Origin of the sequence: Streptomyces sp. NPDC058671, from assembly GCF_042716475.1 — a bacterium.
Classification (GTDB): Bacteria; Actinomycetota; Actinomycetes; order Streptomycetales; family Streptomycetaceae; genus Streptomyces.
Window position 1 is genome coordinate 124,656 of the sequence record NZ_JBHXSA010000011.1, and the last position, 19,549, is coordinate 144,204.

Genomic DNA, 19,549 nt, shown 5'->3' on the forward strand with positions numbered 1-19,549 from the left:
TCAGGGCGGGGCCCGACCCCGAGGAGACCCCCATGCACGCCACCGCACGAGCGGCCCTGCGGTCGGTCGTCGGACCCGGTCACTTCCGGGAGACGGACGGCGAACTCGTCCCCTACAGCCGGGACGCCACCCCGCTGTTCCACGCCCGGCCCGACGCCGTCGTCTTTCCCGCGGACACCGCCGAGGTCGCCGCCGTCCTCGACATCGCCACCCGCTACGCCGTCCCCGTGATCCCGCGCGGCGCCGGATCCAACCTGTGCGCCGCCACCGTCGCCTCCCGAGGCGGCGTCGTCCTGGTCCTGACCCGGCTGAACCAGATCCACGAGATCGCCCCGGCCGAACTCCTGGCCCGGGTCCAACCCGGCGTCACCAGCGCCGCCCTGGCAGACGCCGCCGCCCGCGACGGCCTGTTGTGGGCCCCCGACCCCGGCAGCCGCACGGTGGCCACCATCGGCGGCACGATCGCCACCAACGCCGGAGGACTGCGCGGCCTCAAATACGGCGTCACCCGCGACTACGTCCTCGGTCTGGAGGCCGTCCTGCCCACGGGAGAGGTGATCCGCACCGGCGGCCGCCTCCACAAGGACGTGGCGGGATACGACCTCACCCGGCTCCTCACCGGCTCCGAGGGCACCCTCGCCGTGATCACCGAAGCGACTCTTGCCCTGCGGCCCGCCCCCGCCACGGCCGGAACGGGAGTGGCCTACTTCCCCGACCTGGCAGCCGCGGGCCGGGCCGTCACCGCCATCATCGCCGCCGGAACACTCCCCGCCACCCTCGAATTCCTCGACCGGTCCTGCGTCCGGGCGGTGGAGGAATTCGCGCGTCTCGGGCTGCGCACCGACGCCGGGGCGCTGCTCCTCTTCGGCGACGACGGCGAAAGCGAGACCGTCGCCCGCGCCCTGGAGCGCATGAGTGACACCTGCACGGCCCATCAGGCCCTGGACGTCACGACCGCCGCCGAAGTGGCACAGGCCGAGGCGCTGCTCGCCGCCCGGCGATGCGCTCTTCCCGCCCTCTCCCGACTCGGTGAGCTGACCATTCTCGAGGACGCCACCGTGCCCCGGCCCCGCATCGCGGAGATGGTCGACCGCATCGACGCGATCGGAGCCCGCCACGGCGTCACCATCGCCACCTTCGGACACGCCGGCGACGGCAACCTCCATCCCACCTGCGTGGTGAAGTCCCGGGACGACGCGGACACCGTCTCCCGCGCGGAGCGTGCCTTCGCCGACATCTTCGCCGCCGCGATCGACCTGGGCGGCACCATCACCGGCGAACACGGCGTCGGCGCGGCCAAACTCCCCTTTCTGTCCACGCAGCTCGGTGCCGACCAGATCTCCCTCCTGCGCCGACTGAAGACGGCCTTCGACCCGGCCGGCATCCTCAACCCCGGAAAGCTGGGCTCATGACCGACCGCACGGGCGGCCCCCTCCCGAAACCCGTCCTCGACCCGGACCTCCTCTCCCGCTGCATCTCCTGCGGCTTCTGCCTCCCCGCCTGCCCCACCTACGCCGAGACCGGTGACGAGGCGTCCTCACCCCGAGGCCGGATCAACCTCATGCGCGCCCTACAGAACGGCGACCTCGAACCCGACGACCCCACGCTGAAGGAACAGTCCTCGCAGTGCTTGGGCTGCCGCGCCTGCGAGCCGGTCTGCCCGGCCGGCGTCGAGTACGGGCAGCTTCTGGAGCAGTGGCGCGACCATCAGTGGCGCGGACGCCGGATGCCGGTTCTCGCCCGTGTCCTCATGCTGGTCGCCGGCCGACGAGGCCTTTTCCGCCTGTTGGGACGGCTGCGAGGGACACCGTCCACGAACGTCGCCGCTGCCCCGGCCATCGCGCCCGGCGAAGCTTCGCTCATGCTCGGATGCTTCGAGCGCGTCCTCTTCCCGCGCGTCAGCCGCGCCGCCCTCGCCCTCGTCCCCGGCCTGACCGCCCCCGCCTCCCAGGGGTGCTGCGGGGCGCTGCACGCCCACAACGGCGACACCGCCACCGGCGAACGCCTCGCCCACCGGATGGGCCAGGACCTACCCGGCACCATCGTCACCACGTCCGGCGGCTGCGCCGCCCACCTCGCCTCGGTCCTCGGCAAGGTCCGCGTCCGTGAACTCTCCGACCTCATGGCCACCGACTCCCCGTACCTCCCCCTCGGCGAACTCCGGGTCGACGGCCGCCGAGCCCGTGTCGCACTGCAGGACTCCTGCCACCTCCGCAACGGCCTCGGCGTCTGGACCGCCCCACGTGACCTGCTCGCCAGGACAGCCGACTACGTCGAACTTCCCTCGGCGGGCAGCTGCTGCGGTGCCGCGGGGACCTACTCCCTGCTGCGCCCGCGGGAATCGCGCCGCATCCTCACCGCCAAGATCGACGAGATCGAGGCCGCCCACGTCGACTTCGTCGCCGCGGTCAATCCGGGCTGCCTGCGCCAGCTCCGCAGCGGCCTGCGCCGCAGACGCTCACGAGTCAAGGCCGTACACCTGGCCGAACTCCTCGCCATGGCCGCAGAGAACAGGCCTCCGGCCACCTAGGGCGGATCCCCCCGTCGCCACAGTCCGCGCCCCACCGCTGAGAGAAGACATGCCTTCCCGTTCCCCGCTGGACCCCCTGGCCACCGAAGCCGCTCGCGCCGCCGCTCCCGCCCTTGCCGCCCTGGCCCCCGCCGAGGTCGCCACACTCCTTCGTGACCTCGCCGGCGTGCTCCACGAGCACACCGATGAACTGGTCGCCCTTGCAGAGGAGGAGACTCGTCTCGGCGACACCAGACTGCGCGGTGAGGTACTGCGTACCCGCGTACAGCTGGAGATGTTCGCCGGGATCGCCGAAGAGGGCGCCCACTTCGACGTCATGATCGACCCGGCGGACGACGACGCCCTCCCCGCCCCGCGCCCGGACGTACGCCGCATGCTCGTCCCTCTCGGCCCGGTCGCCGTCTTCACCGCCTCCAACTTCCCCTTCGCCTTCTCCGTCCTCGGCGGAGACACCGCCAGCGCGCTCACCGCCGGCTGCCCGGTCGTGGTCAAAGCCCACGAGGGCCACCCCCGCCTCACCGAACGCACCGCAGCACTCGCCGCCGAGGTCCTGCCCCCGGGCGCCCTCTCCGTCGTCCACGGCCGCGAGGCAGGCCGCGCCCTGGTCACCGACCCCGTCATCCAGGCCGTCGGCTTCACCGGATCCACCACCGGCGGCCGGGCACTGTTCGATCTCGCCTCCGCCCGCCGCGACCCGATCCCGTTCTACGGAGAACTGGGCTCCCTCAACCCCGTCGTGGTCACCCCCCACGCCCTCGCCTCACGAGGACCCGCCCTGGTGAGCGACTACATCGCGTCCGTCACCCGCAGCCAGGGCCAGTTGTGCACCAAGCCGGGTCTGCTCTTCCTGCCCGAACACCACGACCTCGACGAACTCCTCCGCGCAGCAGTCACCCAGACCTCTCCCGCGCCGATGCTGGGGCCCTGGATCGCCGAGGCCTACCGCACGACCCTCGACGAGCTGACCACCCACCCCGCCGTCCGACAGATCGCGCCCGCACCGACCGGCACCCACCGCACCGAACGACCCGCCGACGGGCTCCCGGCGGCACTCCTCACCGTCAGGGCCCACGACCTGCGCGCCCACCCCGAGCTCCTCCGGGAATGCTTCGGCCCGGCATCGACCGTCGTCACCTACGCCTCCACCGAGGACTTGCTCACCACCCTCAGGGAGCTCCCGGGCAGCCTCACCGCCGCGGTGCACGGCCGGCAGGACACGGACGGGGAACTGTCCCGCGAGATCTGGTCCGCCCTGCGCGCCGGCCGCCTGATCTGGAACGACTGGCCGACAGGGGTGGCCGTCACCCGCGCCATGCACCACGGCGGCCCCTGGCCGGCCACGACCAACCCGCTGCACACCAGCGTGGGCGGCACCGCCGTCGCACGCTGGCTGCGCCCCGTCGCCTACCAGAACATGCCCGAGACCCTCTTGCCGTACCCCCTGCGGACCTCCAACCCGTGGCGGGTACCGCAGCGCACAGGGGCGTGACAGAGCGGACTTCTCCGCACGTTCCAGGAGCGGAGGAGTCCGCCTCCGAGTGACGAGGGAGGCCCGCCGGCCCCGGGCGTTTTCTCCTCCGATACGACGGGCGTGACGGCCCCGGCGACACCTCGCGCCGGGCCTTCACCTCTCATGACCGCACGATCACGCGCGCCGGTGCGAGGGCGCTAGGGTCATGATCATTCCAAGTGAGTGCCCACGAGGAGAGTTCATGAGGACCAGCCTTCGCAGACGTCTGTCAGCGGCCGCCATCGCCCTGGTGCTGACCGCCGGCGCCATCGGATCCGCGCAGAGCGCCACCGCCGAGGAGACGGCGTCGGCCGAGGCGGCCGCCGTCCCGGCGCTCGGGCCGCTGTTCAACACCCCGACGTCCGCCGACCCGGCCGCGCAGGACGCCATCAGGAACCGCGTCCGCGAACTCGTCGCTGCCGCCGACGACGGCTCGACGATCCGCATGGCGATGTACCACCTGTGGGACACCACCATCGCCCAGGACCTCGCGAGTGCCCACAGCACTCGCGGGATCGCCGTCCAGGTGGTCCTCGACGAGACGACGGTCAGCGCTCCGGAGGGCAACCCCGCGTCGTACGACACGCTCAAGACGGCGCTCGGGACCGACATCACCAAGAGCTCGTACGTCACCCTGTGCGCCAAGGGCCGGTCGTGCCTGGGCTCGACCGCGAGCGGAATCAACCACAACAAGTTCCTGCTGTTCAGCAGCGTCGGCGGCGGCGCGGCGACACAGGTCGTCCTGCAGACGACCTCGAACCTGACCCCCTCGAACTACTCCCGCTACTGGAACAGCGCCGTCGCCTTCGACGGCAACCCGACCCTCTACGCGGCGTACACCTCGTACTTCGCCAAGCTGACGCAGCAGAACAGGGCCGCCTGGGACTACACGTACGCCGGCGCGGGCGACTACAAGGCGTACTTCTTCCCGCGCGCGGGAACCACCGACGAGACCGACACCGTCGTCAACACCCTCGACAACGTCGGCTGCACCTGGAGCGACGCGGCCGGGACCCACCGCACCACTGTCCGCGTGGCGATGTTGAAGATCACCCGCCAGGCGGTCGCCGACAAACTGCGCGCCCTCGCCGCGGCCGGCTGCACGGTCGACATCGTCTACAGCGAGACCGACACCGGCACCTGGAACGCCCTCCACGGCCAGTCCCGTCTCACCCCCCGTTGCTACCAGCACGACCACGACTCCCTCGCCGGCACCCCGAACCGCATCGTGCACTCCAAGAACCTCATGATCGACGGCATGTACGCGGGAGCGCGGGAGAAGCTGGTCTTCACCGGCAGCCACAACTGGAGCGGCCCGGCCCTGCGCGACAACGACGAGACGATGCTGCGGATCACCACGCCAGCGGTGTACGACGCGTTCGTCACCAACTTCGCCCAGACGAAGACCGCGGCCTTCCCGGGCACGGCGGACGACACCGGCGCCTGCCGCTGACCCCGCCACGGCGTCCCGCCCACCGGCTGCCCCGGCCCCGTACAGGCCGCCGGGGCAGGCCGTACGCCACGCACCCGATGCGGCGATCGACGCAACCGGCCGGCACCGCTCCACCAGCGGTGGTGCCATGGCGCGTTGCTGCTGGACGGGCTGCGAGGCCTTCGCGAGCAGGGCACAACGATGGCCCGGCTCCGCGCGCGCACGGCAAACCCCCACCGGTCAGACAACCCGAGAGGGTGGGGGTGTCCGGCGGCACAACGAGTACGTCCGTTACCACAAACCGCTCGCTCGCCGACCCGGCATCGGGGGTCCAGCCAATTCCCAGGACCGGGTCTCCCCTTCGCCCTCTAACGGTTCGGACTGCGGAAGAGGGCGAGCTTCTTCGTGAGGATTTTCAGCGGCGAGGTGCCCTGCTCGGCCCCAGCCGGCATGGGTGCCCGGGATCCGTCGTTGGCGCCGGGCGTCTCGGCGAGCGCGGCGAGCGCCGACTCGGCCGCTTCACGGTACAGGTCACAGGATGCCGTCATGGCTTCCAGAGCCTTGGCATACCTGGTGACCATGGCCCGTGCGTGGACAAGCTCCTCGTCCCGGGTGAGCAGGTGCCAGCCTTGCCGCAGCCGTGTCAGGGCCTGTTCGGCGTCGGTCGGCAGCGGTCGCGGCAGCGAGGCGAACCCCGTGATCGCGTCAAGGAGGTCGGTCGGCTCCGTGCCGTCCAGGAAGACGTCGCGCACGGTGAAGCGCTCCGCGTCGTAGCCCGGGACCTGCGGTGTCGAGGGCAGGACGACGGCCCCGCCGCGCGGCAGCCCCACGCCCAGCTCACGCTTCATCGCGAAGTCGACGATCAGTGCCTGCTCCGGCGCGGCCCGGTGCTCGACCACCTGGTGCCGCAGGCTCGGTGGCAGGAACGCCGTGATCGGCCGCCGCCCCCGCGCGTCGGGCGTCATCGCCTCGTGCACCACGACGTGGATGAACCAGCTCTGCCGGGTGCAGCTCCGCAGCAGGCGCCGCAACTCTCCGTCGTCCTTCGGAAGGTGGTTCGTCCCGCGCAGACGTACGCCCGGCACATGTTCGTGGTCCCAGGCGACCTGGTCGCTGTCGGGCCAGAACATGGTGGCGGGTGAGGGCCAGCTCGCTTCCCACGCCCGCTCTGCCTCGGCGGCGAGCACCCATGCGACGCCGTCACGCTCGACGCGCCGGGACTCAGGATCGTACGTGGTCAGTTGAGCGCGCACGGTGACACCGTCGGCCACGCGCCAGCGGGCCTCGAAGAGCCGGCGTGCAGACGGGCCGGCATCGGCGGACTCGTCGCGGGGGAACAGATCGGTCGAGCGGGCCGCTTCGATCGGGTCGAGGTCCGAGAAGTCATCGATCACTCCGGCCGCCTTGAGGGCGACCAGGTTGCGCCGGACGTCCCGCTCGGCTTCGGATCCGAGGTGACGCCCACGCCCGAGCCACACGGTATCGGGGGCAGTGGTCGATGGAGAGCTGCTCTTGGCCATGGAACCGTCCAGGTGGGTGATCAGGGCTCGACCAGTATGGTCCGCGGCCCGAGCGCCTGGGGGCAGGTGCACACGTGAGGCCCGGATCCACGGGATCCGGGCCTCACGCCGCTTCAGTAGCGGGGACAGGATTTGAACCTGCGACCTCTGGGTTATGAGCCCAGCGAGCTACCGAGCTGCTCCACCCCGCGTCGGTGGACACCACACTACGCCACGCTCGGCACCACCCGTGACCAGCAGCACTGAGCTCGGGGAACGGCCCGGGGTGCACGTCCGTAGGTCCGCGGGGGAGCGCTCGGCGAGGCCGGCGGACGAGAAGCGGTGCCGGCAGCTCGGCCTTGCCGCGGTACCGTTCCCGTCGGCCGCAGCGAGAACCGACCCGCTCAGTCGGTCAAGGTGGCGTGGCTCCGCATGGCGTAGTAGTTGGCGCGGTACGCGTCGTGGACGGTGTCACCGGATATGCGCAGCAGTGCTTCGTCGTTCTCGCGCAGCGACGACATGTCGAGGTTGTGAGAACCGGTGAAGGTCCACTTGGTGTCCGGGCGGCCGGCGTAATTTCCCTCTACGAGCAGGTACTTGGAATGGACGAACATGTCGTCGCCTGTGGTCGTGGTGCCCTTGTCGAGGAGCAGCTTGTACGGGCGGATGCGGGGGTGGGCAAGGGTGGTGAGCTGGTTGGTCTCGCGGTAGACGATCTCGATCCAGCAGCCCTGGTCTGCCAGAGCGCGGAGCTTCTGGGCGACGGCTGAGCGGTGGAGCGCCCAGGCCGCGATGCGTACGACCGTCTTGTGGGAGTCGGAGCCCACCGTCGTATTGCCCGTGCAGGTGACGTTGCCGAGGATGTCGACGACGACGTCCCCGGAGGACTGGGGGAAGAAGTAGTACTTCTCCGCGCCTGCGGTGGCGGCCTGCCGGAAGTAGTTCGTGTTCCTCCGCTCGGCGGCCAGGTCGTTGAAGTAGTTCACGTATGCCGTGTACAGCTCGGTGTTGCCGACGGAGGTGTAGGCGTTGTTCCAGAACCGAGTGGTGTTGCCGGGAGTCTGGTTGGCCGAGGTCTGGATGACGACGTCCTCGGCGAGACCGGCGGCGCCGACACGGGAGAAGGTGAAGAACTTGTTGTGGTTGATGGGGTTGACGGGCGGAGTTCCGTCGTTCCACGCCGCGTCGGTGTCCGCGATGCAGGCGCGGCCGGCGGGACAGATGTGAACCCAGGAAGGCTGGGTCATGTCGGTGCCGAGGGCTGCGGTGAGGGCCACCGCGGCGGCTGAGTCCGACTCCGAGTGGTCGAGGACGACCCGAACCTGGACACCTCTGGCGTGTGCGCGCTGCAGCGCCTCGGAATAGTCGGCGTCCGTCAGGGCGTACATCGAGGCGCGGAGCGTCCGGCCGCCCTCGGTGGCGTCGACGGCGTCGATGATGTGCTGCTTGACGGCGTTCTGCTGCTCGGGCGTACCGGTCGGGTCGTTGAACACCGCCCCGGTGGTGGGCAGTGGCGGGGCGGCCACTGCGACGGGCGCCCCGGCGAGGAACTGCCCGTACAGCCCCCCGATCAGCGATCCGACCAGCAGCAGCCTCATGGCGGTTCTCCGCATGGTTCCGCGTTCTCCTGTTGTGTTGCGGTGACATGTCATGACGGAGATCATTCTCCCGACACCGGTGACGAGGCCTCACCCCACCCCGTCCGGCAGAACGACTCCGCCGGTCATGGACCGAGCGGGCGCGGGCCCTGCCGCCGCGCACCGACCCGAGGGGGGGGAGCGGGGGAGTGGCCTCGTCGTGATCGGCTACGACTCGCGAACGCCGTGTCCTTGCACGGAGCCGTACCTGTCGTCTCGATCTGACTCTGACTCCGAGGCCGCCTGCGATCCGGCAGGCGGAGGCACTCGTCAGTAGTACCCCTTCGCTCCGTCGAGCAGCTCCCGCACGATGTCCGCGTGCCCTGCATGCCGTCCGGTTTCCTCGATGAGGTGGATGAGAATCCAGCGCAGGTTGGCAGCGCCAGAGCGGTATCCGGGGTGGCGACCGACGTCATCCAGGGAGGCTGCGTCCGCGATCTCATTGCTACGGGCGCACTGGGCCTCGTAGTCCGCAAGCAGCTGCTGCAGAGGGACGCCGTCGGTGCGCCAGTCGGCATCCTCATCCGCCGCGTCGAAGGAGGGGTTCTGCGTCTCGTCGCCGGCGAGGAACAACACCTCCAGCCAGGTGTGCTCCACCCACCGCATATGGCTGATGAGCCCGGCCATCGTCATCGTCGGCGAGGTCGGGATGACGGAACGGTGTGCGTCCGCCTCGCTCAGGCCCTCGCACTTCCATCGCAGGATCTGCCGTTGGAGATCCAACCAGCCGATGAGCGCGGTGCGTTCGTCCGCCTGGAAGGGGGGACGTCCGAATGAGGGGGTCATGTCCGCGGACGCTAGCGCGCCCGGTCTCCGACTGTCGCCACGTTTTCGGCGTGGTGCGGCGACGCCCCCTCTCTTTGCCCACGCTGCACCCTCGTACGCGTCGGAAGGTCCGCTGGACAGGACCTGAAGGAAATGGACTCGTCCGCCGCAGGCGAAGTGTCTACCCTGCTTCGGAGCGGGGCTGCGCGTGGTCCCGCAGGTTGCGTGCCGTGGCAGAGCGGTCCATTGCGATCGCCGTGGGGGAGGCCCCCTCCACGGCGACTGACGGAGACGGGGTGGCCCTGCCCTTGTCTGTCTCGCGGGTTCGAATCCCGTCGGCACCGCAACCGTCCTGGGTTTGCCCGGCGCAACCCTCGGTGTGGTGTTCGGTGACCGCATGCCCAGCGTCATCGTGAGGGGCTCGGTCTCGCCGTCGCCCGTGAACGCCTGTGCGTGGCTGCCGGGTGCGCCATGACACGCGGCGTGGGAACCCGCTTCCCGATGCCCGGCCGACCACTGTGCCCAGTGTCAGACAGCCCACCTGCGGCCGGCAGTCGCGACGACGCCCGTGCCAGTCGGACCGGCACAGAGGCCCTCCGCCTCGCCCGCACCCTGCGAATGCCCGGGGTTCAGACGCCGACCGGCGGCATCCGCACGGGCAGCAGCTCCGGGCGCCGTGCGGCGCGGCCGTCGCCGGAAGAGCGACCGCGCAGGCGCCGAAGCAGCCAGGGGCCTAGGAACCCGGCGGCCCACCGAAGTTCGATGGCTGCCGCACGTACCGCGGTAGCGGTCGTGGCAGGGGCGGGCGTCAGTGCTTGGGTCCACGAGTCGTCGCTGCCCGGAAGGCCGAGCGCGTGCGCCAGTGCGGCGGAGATCCGCTCGTGGCCGAGCGGACTCGCGTGCAGTCGGTCCGCGGCCCAGAGGCGTGGATCGGCGGCAGCGGCGTGCGGGGACGTCTCGGCGAGGGCGACGCCGTGCCGGGCAGCCGCCAGTCGGATGCGGTCGTTGAGGGCGGCGATCCTGGGCGCGACGGGGCGGGCGATGGGCGCGATCCGGGCGATATCCGGGAACGTGCAGGTAGCGACGCGTGCGCCCGCGCCGGTGAGTGCGGCGAACATCGCCTCCACGTGTGCGGCGGTCTCGTCCGGGTCGAATCGGGGCCGCAGCAGGTCGTTGACCCCGGCGATCACGGTGGCGACATCGGGGCGTAGGGCGAGCGCGGGACCGAGCTGCTCGGCGCGGACCTGTCCGGCGAGCCGACCCCGGACGGCCAGATTGGCGTACTGCACCTCCGGGCTCACGGCCGCGATCCGCTCGGCGAGCCGGTCCGCGAAGCCGCGAAGCCCGATGGTGTCGTCGCCGTCGCCGACCCCCTCCGTCTGACTGTCGCCCAGCGCGACGTATCGCAGGTACTGACCGTTCCTCATGGACCGTCCGTCTCCTCTTGTGGCACTGCCGTGCCGCAACTGGAAGAGAAGCATACTCAATAAAGCGAGTAATCGTTTCTCTGAGTACCAATCCAGGGGTCCCAGAGCCAGGTCCCCTGGTCGACTGGTCCAAGGTGCCACGGGCTACGGCCCGCACCGCCTCAAGGAGATCCTCGCCGACGCGCTCCTCCGGAGCGGGGCAGGCCTGCGTGAGTGCGACGGCCAGCGGACGTCACACCCCGCTACGAGGTCCACCTGCGCTGGGTCAACGCTGCTGCTGAGCAGCTCGTCGCCGCCGGGATCGGCTGGCCCGAGGCTGGTCCGGATCTGCCGGAACTTGCCCTGTTCGAACGCGTGTGGGACCCGGCGGCGTGACTCCGGCCCGAGTCAATCGCAGAGGGCGACGGGGCCACCCCGTAAGGGTCACTGCCAGGGCCGGTGCGGCCGGGCCGGCCCCAGCCTGGCGTGCGAGGGTTGCGGGCGGGCCGTCCGACCCCAAGGACGGCTGCGGGACGTGGCAGGCGGTGTGGCTGCAGCCCGACGCGGTCCCATGCGGGCCCTCGGGATCACCGGCCGGCTCCGCCTCCGCTGCCGCCACGTTCCCCGTATCCCTCGAGGCTTCACCGCAACGCCTCAATCACCTCCCGACTGATCACCGGGACGCGCGCCCGCCGGGTCTGGACGCTCTCCCACGGCCATCACTCCAGGCCGGCCCGGTTCATACCTCTGAGTGAGGGCCGGCCGCTTCGGGCCGGACAGCGTCCCGGGTTCCCTAAGGTGAGCGGCGTGGGCGGCCGGGAGTCGCCCGATCGGCATGTCTCATACCCGGGAGTTTGCGTGGCGCAGCAGCGCACAACCCTCCGCCAGCATCTTCGGTACCGGTTCGACAACCTGGTGGCAGGAGGGACCACCGTGCTCATCGGGTGGCTGGCCCTGGCCTGTCTGGCCGTCGTCGTCCCCGCGAGTGCGGTTCTGGTCTGGGCCGACCGGAAGGCTCCGGCCACCCCGTCCGGTCGGCTCCAGGCGGTGTGGGTCAGTGTCGGACAGACGCTCAAGATCGGGGGCGCGGTCGGGTCACCCGTCTACGTGCTGACCTCGGTTCTGCTCGCCCTCGTGGCCTTGTTGTTCGTGTCGACGCTGGTCAGTCTCATCACCACCGGCATCGATCAGCGCATCAGGTCGCTTCGCCTGGGCCATTCCACCGTCCTGGAGACCGGGCACACCATCGTCCTGGGCTGGTCCGACCAGATCTTCCCGGTCATCGGGGAGTTGGTGGCCGCCAACGCCAACAAGCGACGGGCGGCCATCGCCGTCCTCGCCCCCATGGACAAGGTGGAGATGGAACAGGGAATCGCCACCCGCATCACGGACCCCGGCACGACCCGGATCATCTGCCGCACCGGCAGCACCACCGATCCGGCGGTTCTGTCGCGGGTGAGTCCGCGGACCGCCAAGTCCGTGCTCGTCCTGGCGCCCGACGGGGAAGCCGGCGACGCCCACGTGGTGAAGACCCTGCTCGCCCTCGACGCGGCCGCTTCCCCCGACAGGGAGGCGGTGGTGGTCGCCGCCGTCCGTGACGCCCGCCACCACCGCACCGCCCAACTGGCCGCCGGGCCGCGCGGCCACGTCCTGTGCGTCGACCACATCGTCGCCCGGCTCCTCGTCCAGACCGCGCTCCAGCCCGGCCTTTCACTCGTGTATCAGGAGCTGCTGGACTTCGAGGGCGACGAGTTCTACACCGCTACCGCCGAGGACCTGGCCGGACGCACCTTCGGTGAGGCCCTGCTGTCGTTCACCACCTCGTCCGTGGTGGGCCTGCTCCGTGCGGACGGGGCCGTCGACCTCAATCCCGAGCCGAACTCCACGATCGACGTGAGCGACCGGATCATCGTCATCACCAGGGACGACGACACGGCCGTACGGGGGGACGCCTCCTCCTTCGTCCACGAGGACGCGATCGTCACGGCCGAGCCCGGGACGTCCGTCGCCGAGCGCCTGCTCCTGCTCGGCTGGAACCGGCGGGCCCCGCTCATCGTGGAGCAGCTCGACCAGTACGTGCCCCCGGGGACCGTCCTGGACGTCGTGGCGCAGGGCGACGACGCCACCATCTGCGATGCCGTCCGCGGCGTTCCGGCGCAAGGCCACCTGGAAGTGGCCTTCCGCAGCGGGGACATCACCGATCCACGCGTCCTGGCCAAGCTGGACGTGCCGTCCTACGACGGCGTGATCGTCATCGGGGACACGGCCCTGCCGACGCATCCCCAGCGGGAGCCGCAGACGGAGTCGAACGCGGACGACCGCACGTTGGTCACCCTGCTGCACCTGCGGGCGATCGGGGGCGCCGCACACGAGGAACTCGCCCTCACCACGGAGATGTCCGACGACGGCAACCGGCTGCTCGCGCCCGCCAGAGCCGGAGCCGACTTCATCGTGAGCGGCAGGCTCATCAGCCTTCTCATGGCACAGATCTCGGAGAGCGGCTACCTCGCGACCGTCTTCGAGGAGTTGTTCACCGCCGAGGGGAGCGAGTTCCACCTGAAACCGGTCAGGGACTATGTCAGGCTCGACCGGGAGGTCACCTTCGCCACCGCTGTGGAGTCGGCGCGTCGGCGGGGTGAGTGCGCCGTCGGATACCGGCAGCGCCGTTCGGTCACCACGGCCCCCGACTACGGCGTGACGATCAACCCTGACAAGAGCCGGCCGGTGCGATTCGACTCGGGTGACTGGTTGATCGTGCTTGCCGAAAGCTGACCCCGGCGGCTGAACCGACCTGCGTGCGCCGCGTGCCTTCGAGCGCGCCTGCCCTGCGGTGCCCGCGTGTCTGCTTGCGGCGGCCGCCTGCTGCCTGCGGCGCCCCGTGCCCCCGTGTCTTCGTGCCCCCACGGACGGAGCCGGGCACAGGTGTGCCCGGCTCGCGTCGGTCACCTAGTGCGCGTGCACCTCCAGGGCGGTACGTACGGCGGATTCGAGGGCCCCTTCGATCCACGCGGGCTTGATGGAGGTGTGGCACCCGGCGAAGTGCAGGTTCCCTTCGGCCTTGCGGACGTGGGGGAACAACTCGGTGTGCTGACCGGGAAGCAGCACGGAGGCCTCGCCGTAGGCGTACGGGTCACGCATCCAGGACTGGGTGCGCCCGACGCCGGTGTAGAAGACCTCGATCCGCTGCCCGAAGACGTCCTGGACTCCGGCGAGAGCGCGAGGGTAACGCTCCTCGTCGTCGAACGAGTCCCACTTCAGGGCGTCGTCGGACCAGCTGTAGGAGGCGAGGATGACCCCGCCCCGGCTGCCTTCGACGGGATGCGACGGCTGGAACATGAAGCGGTTGGGGTTGTCGGTGGCCGATCCGCCGCCGATGACCCCCGCCGCCTCCGGCTGGTCGCGGGAGACCAAGCGCGTGGCGGCGTAGTGGGCGCGCTGGGCAGCGGAGATGTGCCCCTGGGGTACGGAGGGGTGCGCGCCGAGCAGGCTGCCGTCCCCAGGGGCCTGCCCCAGCTGGTACTTCCGGTACAGGCCTGGCCGCACCGCCTCCAGTTCGCGCTTCCAGTCGGCTTCGTCGAACTCCCACCAGCGACGGCTGAACTCCAATAGCACCTTGGTGGCGGCGTCGTAGTGGAGTTCGGTGACCGCCCGCCGCTTGCCGTAGGAGAGCGCGGGGGTGACCGGGATGTGGCGCAGTCCGGAGAAGGGGACGGTGATGATCGCGGCGTCCCCGGTGAAGGTCTCTCGCTCCACGACGCCGCCGCGTCCTTCGGAGACCGTGTCGATACGCACCCGGCCGTCACCGTGCGCGATCCGGGTGGCACGGCGGTCCAGCCGCACGACGTCCTTGACCCGGTCGTAGAGGGCGTCGGCCAGAGTGGCGGTGCCGTCGGGCAGTTCGAAGAAGCGGGTGTCGGGGCTGATGAGGGAGGCCCCGATGAAGCTGTGCACGAAGGCGAGGTGGAGACGGGAGGTGAGGTTCTCGACGGTGCCGATCAGATCGATGGTCCGCTCGTCGAGTCCGGCCTCCTCCGTCAGGTACCGGTACATGGACATGTGGCCGTAGCGCTGGATGACGCGGGCCCAACCCTCGACGAGCTCCTTGTCCTTCTTGCCCTCGATCTCCTTGCGCACGGGGGCGAAGGCGTTCCGCACGATCTGTACGGCGGGGAGGGACTCGTAGGCGGCCGGGACACCGAAGGAGCGGTTGAGGGCCTGCGGGCTGCGCGCGTAGTCGGCTCGGCGGACGCGGATGCCGTTGACGAAGATCCACGTGCGGTACGCGGGGCGGCCGGCTCCGTCGACGTCGACGAGGTGGAAGGGCCGGCGCTTGAGGCCGAGGCTGTCCATGAGGCCGGTGACGAGCGGGTGGCTGTCGGGGATGCGCATGGCCCCGGCCTCGGCATACTGCTTCGGGTCCGCGAAGGGCGCGGGGGACTCCTCGTGGCCTCCGGTACGGAAGGTCTTGATCCGGCCACCGACCCGGTTGCCGTTGGCCTCGATGACCGTGACCCGGTGTCCGGCCTGGCGCAGCAGGTGCGCGGCGGTGAGCCCGGCGGGCCCGGCGCCGACGATCAGCACCTTGCGGCCGCGGCGTCCTCCTGTCCCACGGGGCCGGGGCAGACCGGACTTCAGGAGGATGTCCGCGTAGCGCGGCACGAGCGGCAGGTCGTCGTCGTCCCGCACCAGGATGGCCCGGGCGATGGTCAGGCAGGTGTCCCAGTCGGCGGGGGAGGAGGGCCGGGCCGGAGTCTGCGAGGCCCCGGCGCCGCCTGCGGCGACCGCCAGGGCACCGGCTCCCGCGACCGTGGCCGCGCCGGCGATGACGGTACGGCGGGACGGCCGACGGGCGGCCCCGGGTTCGGGCTGGTCAGCAGGGTCGGGTGTGGGGAGTGCGTCAATGATCACGGGGCAACTCTTGCGGTCCCGCTGTGACCCGACGCCCAAAAGCCCCTGGACAGAGGAACTACCACCCGGACGTGCGGCACACGGGGTCCGCTGCTGACGAACTGAGTTTCGTACGGGACCGTGGGGCGCGAGCGGCTCGGCAAGTCTTCCGGAGGGTGCCGGCTCCCTGAGCCCAGGCCACCCCGGTCGTACGGCCGATGCCACTTCGATCCGGCCCGGCCCACCGCGATCCCACCCCCGAGGCCACCCCGGGGTGGCGGTGGGTCACCCGCGCGTACCCCTGCCGCTACCCGGTACCGCCGCCGTGGCGTTCAGGCTCCCGGAAGGAAGAGGCGGAACGGGTGATCATGAGGGTCCCGGAGGACCCGTGCCGGGGCGCTGCGGCCAGATGGGAGGAGTCGGCCGGCGCGGGAGGATCCGGGCTGCCGAGGACAAAGGCACCGAGTGATGTCGTCATGTCTCAAGCCTTGACCCCGACACTCACCTCCACACGCTTGCGCGTCGGCCGCCGGGGACGTCCGGCGCCTCCTGCCGACGACGCAGCCCCGCCACCCCGTGGCCCCCGCCCTGGCCCCCAGCCGGCTTCCCGCCCTCCCGCCCCGCCCCGTAAGGCATTGGTCGCCACGCACAGGCAAGGCCCGTGCCGGTGTGCTGGTGACACGTTCCGTCGTGCACGCCTTCACCGGGGGCCCGCACCGTGCTCTCGTAGGCCCTCTTGCCGTCGCGAGTGTCCCGGAGAGCCATGACCGTCCACCCCTTGCCCGCCACGGAGCTGTCCATGACCGGGGGCGAAACCCAGGGCGCTGTCCTGGTCAGCTTCCTCCTCATCGTGGTCGCCGCGCTGTTCGCCTGCCTGCTGCTCGGACCACAACGCGAGGAGGCGGAGCACTTCTACGTCGGTCGGCGGCGGAACAAGCCCCTGCGTAACGCACTGGCGCTGGCGGGCGACTACATCTCGTCCGCCACCGTCGTGGGCACGACAGGGACGGTCGCTCTCATGGGGTTCGACGGCTTGTTCGTCGCGGGCAGCACAGTCGCCGCGCTCGTCGTCCTGTCCCTCCTCGCGGGGCCGTTGCGGGCGCGCGGACGGTTCACGATCGCCGACGTCTTCGCGGACCGGGCACCGGGGACCGCGGTCCGGATCGCCGCGGCGGTCGTCACGCTCCTTGTGTGCCTGCTCTACTTCGTCGTCCAGCTCTCCGCCGTGGCCCTCGTGACCGCGCAGCTCCTGGGCCTGGAGACCGTGGGCGGGCAGCGGGCGATCGCTGTGATGATCGGCGTCCTGATCGCCTGCGCGACCGCCGTCGGGGGGATGCGCGGGGCGACCGCCCTGCAGGCCGCGAAGACCGTCATCGTCCTCGTGGCCCTGCTTCTCGTCGTCGGTGTGCTCCTGACCCGATTCGGCTGGAACCCGGCCGCTCTCCTCGACGCCGCGCAGACCAACAACGGAACCGGTCCGGCGTACTTCCGCCCCGGCCTCCTGCAACGCTCCAACCCCAGCGCCAGCTGGACCTTCGACTTCGTCGGGCTCCAGCTCAGCATCGTCCTCGGTGCGGCCGTCATGCCGCATGTCGTGATGCGGCTGCACGCCACCTCCGATGCCGCAGCGGCGCGCCGCTCCGTGCGCGGGGCCCTCGTCATCGTCTCGGCCGTCACCGTGTGCGCCGTGGTGCTCGGCCTGGGCACGGCGGCGACCGTCGGCGGCGCGAAACTGGCGGAGGTCAGCCCGGGTGGCACCGGCGCCCTCATGCTCACCACCGGGACGCTCGTGGGCGATCCCGGCTCCACCGCCGGGACCGTGCTCTTCATCCTCGTCGCCATCGCGGTCTTCGCGACCTCCCTCGCCGTCATCGCGGGCCTCACCCTGACAGCGTCGGCCGCGGTCGGCCACGACCTCTACCGCCAGGCCCTGCGCCGAACGGAAAGCTCCGACAAGGGCGTCGAGATCAGCACCGCCCGCTGGGGCGCGGTCGCCGTGAGCGCGGCCGGCATCACCCTCGCCTACGCGGCCCTCGACTGGAACATCCAGATGTTCAGCTGGGTCGCCCTGGCCGTCGCCGCCTCCAGCCTCCTGCCCGCCCTCGTCTACACCTTGTTCTGGCGCCGCTTCACCGAACGCGGTCTGCTGTGGACCCTCGTCGGCGGCGCGGCCTGCGTCGTCGTCCTGCAGACCTTCACCCCCATGGTCACCAGCCTCCCCTCCTCCTTCCTCCCTCACGCGGACATCGCCTGGCTCCCCTTCCAGTCCGTCGCCCTCATCTCCATCCCCACCGGATTCGCCCTGGGATGGCTGGGCAGCGTGACGGACCGGCGTACCGGCCGGGACCTCGCCCCGCGGGCCGATGCGCGGCGTGGTTCCTCACGCCCCGATCTGGCAGCGCGCCGGCGTGACGACGCCGGCGACTCGCGGACCTGACAGACGGTCGTCGCCCAGAGCGACGGCCCCCGGGCCTTCGCTCCACCCGCCGACCCTGGGCGGGGCGTACCGCAGAGGCCTCCACCCGGACGGACGGCCCGAGGTGCGGATGCACGCAAGAGGCCCGGATCCACAGGATCCGGGCCTCTTGTCACTTCAGTAGCGGGGACAGGATTTGAACCTGCGACCTCTGGGTTATGAGCCCAGCGAGCTACCGAGCTGCTCCACCCCGCGTCGGTAGTCCCCACACTACGCCATCCACAGCACCGGCCATGACCGGACCGCCCCGCGCAGTGGATCTGGTCACGGAACAGCAGGACCAGGCCGCCACCCAGCGCGGTCAGTTGGGGCTTCGGCCCAGGAAGGCACCGGGGGCAGGCTCGGGGGCGACCCCGAGGGCAGACCCCTGCCGGCAGGCGATGGTCAGGTCATGCCGCCACGGGCGTGAAGGGAGCGAAGGGGTGCAGCTCGTCGTCGCCGGGCTGCACGACGCCGTAACTGCTTTCCGGGACCGCGTTCCAGGCGCCGGGCAGATCTCCGAGGGGTTCGGACACGATGAGGCGGGTCTCCTCCGAGATGTCGCGCAGGAACGCGACGTCGGGGTGCAGCCTGCGCAGTGCCTCGACCCGGCTGCTGTAGAACAGCGACCGGGAGTCGTGCCCGCTGGAGTAGCGGAAGCCCCAGACGCGTACACCATCGGTGATGGCGAGCGTCATCTGCAGGGGGAACTCCACGCCGTGCTCGTGGCCGACGCGCTCCACCACTCCCGCCATCCGGGCGACGGCGGCGGGCGGGTCCTCGTCCAGGCCGTAGGTGAGTGCCAGGTAGAACATCACCTCCGAGTCCGTCGTCCCCTCGATGCCCGCGTACAGGGCGGGGTCGACGAGCAGGGTGAGATCCCGGCGCATGAGGTGGAAGCCGGCGATGGCGCCGTTGTGCATGAACATCCACCGGCCGTACCGGAACGGGTGGCAGTTCGACTGCTGTACGGCCGTGCCGGTCGACGCCCGGATGTGCGCGAAGAACAGGGGCGAGCGGACGTGGTCCGCCATCTCACGCAGGTTGCGGTTGTTCCAGGCGGGGCCGATGTCCCGAAGGAGCGCCGGGGACTCGTTGTCGTCCGTGTACCAGCCGACGCCGAACCCGTCACCGTTCGTGGTCTCCACGCCCAGTTTGGAGTGCAGGCTCTGGTCGATCAGCGAGTGAGCCGGTTTGTACAGGATGGTGTCGAGCAGCATGGGAGTTCCTGAATAGGCGAGCCATCGGCACATACCTGATCACCTGGGTCTCTGGTGCCTGAGGGGGCGATCCTCCGCCGCTCCGTCGCTGCGTGCACGGCGCTGTCCCGGCCCTGTCCGGGACCGTCCCGGTCCGTCCGGCGTTCTCATTTTCGGCCCTCCCGCCGGGGAGTGCCACGCGGGCGGCCGGTCCCGAGCCGGGACGCGG

The 19,549-nt window shown here is 70.8% G+C and carries 13 protein-coding genes and 3 tRNA genes; 8 read left to right on the forward strand and 8 right to left on the reverse strand.

Going from position 1 to position 19,549, the window contains the following annotated elements:
• Positions 1 to 32: 32 nt before the first annotated feature.
• The 4 genes from ACFWV2_RS16370 to ACFWV2_RS16385 all read left to right on the forward strand — a co-directional run bounded on the left by ACFWV2_RS16370 (position 33) and on the right by ACFWV2_RS16385 (position 5,493).
• Complete coding sequence (locus tag ACFWV2_RS16370) at positions 33 to 1,412, forward strand: FAD-binding oxidoreductase (protein ID WP_384405698.1); 1,380 nt, start codon at positions 33 to 35, stop codon at positions 1,410 to 1,412.
• The gene (locus tag ACFWV2_RS16375; protein ID WP_384405699.1) at positions 1,409 to 2,530 is read left to right on the forward strand and encodes a (Fe-S)-binding protein; all 1,122 of its coding nucleotides are present in this window, start codon (positions 1,409 to 1,411) and stop codon (positions 2,528 to 2,530) included. The genes ACFWV2_RS16370 and ACFWV2_RS16375 overlap by 4 nt, the downstream gene beginning before the upstream one ends.
• 49 nt (positions 2,531 to 2,579) lie before the next feature.
• Positions 2,580 to 4,019, forward strand: a complete 1,440-nt coding sequence (locus tag ACFWV2_RS16380) for an aldehyde dehydrogenase (NADP(+)) (RefSeq protein WP_384405700.1) — start codon at positions 2,580 to 2,582, stop codon at positions 4,017 to 4,019.
• A 223-nt stretch (positions 4,020 to 4,242) separates the two neighbouring features.
• Complete coding sequence (locus ACFWV2_RS16385) at positions 4,243 to 5,493, forward strand: phosphatidylserine/phosphatidylglycerophosphate/cardiolipin synthase family protein (protein WP_384405701.1); 1,251 nt, start codon at positions 4,243 to 4,245, stop codon at positions 5,491 to 5,493.
• 347 nt (positions 5,494 to 5,840) lie between these two features.
• Here the strand turns inward: ACFWV2_RS16385 and ACFWV2_RS16390 are convergent, their stop codons facing one another.
• The 4 genes from ACFWV2_RS16390 to ACFWV2_RS16405 form a co-directional block, all read right to left on the reverse strand.
• The gene (locus tag ACFWV2_RS16390; RefSeq protein WP_384405702.1) at positions 5,841 to 6,992 is read right to left on the reverse strand and encodes a hypothetical protein; all 1,152 of its coding nucleotides are present in this window, start codon (positions 6,990 to 6,992) and stop codon (positions 5,841 to 5,843) included.
• A 117-nt stretch (positions 6,993 to 7,109) separates the two neighbouring features.
• A tRNA-Met gene (locus ACFWV2_RS16395) sits at positions 7,110 to 7,183 on the reverse strand.
• Between the two features lie 192 nt (positions 7,184 to 7,375).
• A complete protein-coding gene (locus tag ACFWV2_RS16400) occupies positions 7,376 to 8,569 on the reverse strand; it encodes a phosphatidylserine/phosphatidylglycerophosphate/cardiolipin synthase family protein (RefSeq protein ID WP_384405703.1) in 1,194 nt (397 codons plus the stop codon).
• A 309-nt stretch (positions 8,570 to 8,878) separates the two neighbouring features.
• On the reverse strand, positions 8,879 to 9,394 hold the full coding sequence (locus ACFWV2_RS16405; protein ID WP_384405704.1) for a DinB family protein: 516 nt from the start codon (positions 9,392 to 9,394) through the stop codon (positions 8,879 to 8,881).
• 204 nt (positions 9,395 to 9,598) lie between these two features.
• On the opposite strand from ACFWV2_RS16405, the gene ACFWV2_RS16410 reads away from it, so the two are divergent.
• Positions 9,599 to 9,717: transfer RNA gene (locus ACFWV2_RS16410), tRNA-Arg, on the forward strand.
• 285 nt (positions 9,718 to 10,002) lie between these two features.
• On the opposite strand, the gene ACFWV2_RS16415 is transcribed toward ACFWV2_RS16410, so the two are convergent.
• Positions 10,003 to 10,800, reverse strand: a complete 798-nt coding sequence (locus tag ACFWV2_RS16415) for an SGNH/GDSL hydrolase family protein (protein WP_384405705.1) — start codon at positions 10,798 to 10,800, stop codon at positions 10,003 to 10,005.
• 213 nt (positions 10,801 to 11,013) lie between these two features.
• Between ACFWV2_RS16415 and ACFWV2_RS16420 the strand changes: the two genes are divergently transcribed.
• Both ACFWV2_RS16420 and ACFWV2_RS16425 read left to right on the forward strand, forming a co-directional pair.
• Complete coding sequence (locus ACFWV2_RS16420; protein ID WP_384405706.1) at positions 11,014 to 11,175, forward strand: hypothetical protein; 162 nt, start codon at positions 11,014 to 11,016, stop codon at positions 11,173 to 11,175.
• Between the two features lie 537 nt (positions 11,176 to 11,712).
• The gene (locus tag ACFWV2_RS16425) at positions 11,713 to 13,551 is read left to right on the forward strand and encodes an NAD-binding lipoprotein (RefSeq protein WP_384405707.1); all 1,839 of its coding nucleotides are present in this window, start codon (positions 11,713 to 11,715) and stop codon (positions 13,549 to 13,551) included.
• 174 nt (positions 13,552 to 13,725) lie between these two features.
• Here the strand turns inward: ACFWV2_RS16425 and ACFWV2_RS16430 are convergent, their stop codons facing one another.
• Positions 13,726 to 15,681 (reverse strand): flavin monoamine oxidase family protein, encoded by a 1,956-nt coding sequence (locus ACFWV2_RS16430; RefSeq protein ID WP_384405778.1) that lies wholly within the window; start codon positions 15,679 to 15,681, stop codon positions 13,726 to 13,728.
• A 784-nt stretch (positions 15,682 to 16,465) separates the two neighbouring features.
• Between ACFWV2_RS16430 and ACFWV2_RS16435 the strand changes: the two genes are divergently transcribed.
• Positions 16,466 to 18,103: a cation acetate symporter gene (locus ACFWV2_RS16435; RefSeq protein WP_384405708.1), complete on the forward strand. Its 1,638-nt coding sequence runs from the start codon at positions 16,466 to 16,468 to the stop codon at positions 18,101 to 18,103.
• Between the two features lie 160 nt (positions 18,104 to 18,263).
• On the opposite strand, the gene ACFWV2_RS16440 is transcribed toward ACFWV2_RS16435, so the two are convergent.
• A tRNA-Met gene (locus ACFWV2_RS16440) sits at positions 18,264 to 18,337 on the reverse strand.
• A 194-nt stretch (positions 18,338 to 18,531) separates the two neighbouring features.
• On the reverse strand, positions 18,532 to 19,374 hold the full coding sequence (locus tag ACFWV2_RS16445) for a class II glutamine amidotransferase (RefSeq protein WP_384405709.1): 843 nt from the start codon (positions 19,372 to 19,374) through the stop codon (positions 18,532 to 18,534).
• Positions 19,375 to 19,549 lie beyond the last annotated feature (175 nt).

What these genes read in the sequence shown, in the direction of transcription:
- ACFWV2_RS16370 (WP_384405698.1), top strand. Translation starts at nt 33, where the DNA reads ATGCACGCCACCGCACGAGCGGCCCTGCGGTCGGTCGTCGGACCCGGT.
- ACFWV2_RS16375 (WP_384405699.1), top strand. Translation starts at nt 1,409, where the DNA reads ATGACCGACCGCACGGGCGGCCCCCTCCCGAAACCCGTCCTCGACCCG.
- ACFWV2_RS16380 (WP_384405700.1), top strand. Translation starts at nt 2,580, where the DNA reads ATGCCTTCCCGTTCCCCGCTGGACCCCCTGGCCACCGAAGCCGCTCGC.
- ACFWV2_RS16385 (WP_384405701.1), top strand. Translation starts at nt 4,243, where the DNA reads ATGAGGACCAGCCTTCGCAGACGTCTGTCAGCGGCCGCCATCGCCCTG.
- ACFWV2_RS16390 (WP_384405702.1), bottom strand. Translation starts at nt 6,992, where the DNA reads ATGGCCAAGAGCAGCTCTCCATCGACCACTGCCCCCGATACCGTGTGG.
- ACFWV2_RS16400 (WP_384405703.1), bottom strand. Translation starts at nt 8,569, where the DNA reads ATGAGGCTGCTGCTGGTCGGATCGCTGATCGGGGGGCTGTACGGGCAG.
- ACFWV2_RS16405 (WP_384405704.1), bottom strand. Translation starts at nt 9,394, where the DNA reads ATGACCCCCTCATTCGGACGTCCCCCCTTCCAGGCGGACGAACGCACC.
- ACFWV2_RS16415 (WP_384405705.1), bottom strand. Translation starts at nt 10,800, where the DNA reads ATGAGGAACGGTCAGTACCTGCGATACGTCGCGCTGGGCGACAGTCAG.
- ACFWV2_RS16435 (WP_384405708.1), top strand. Translation starts at nt 16,466, where the DNA reads ATGACCGGGGGCGAAACCCAGGGCGCTGTCCTGGTCAGCTTCCTCCTC.
- ACFWV2_RS16445 (WP_384405709.1), bottom strand. Translation starts at nt 19,374, where the DNA reads ATGTGCCGATGGCTCGCCTATTCAGGAACTCCCATGCTGCTCGACACC.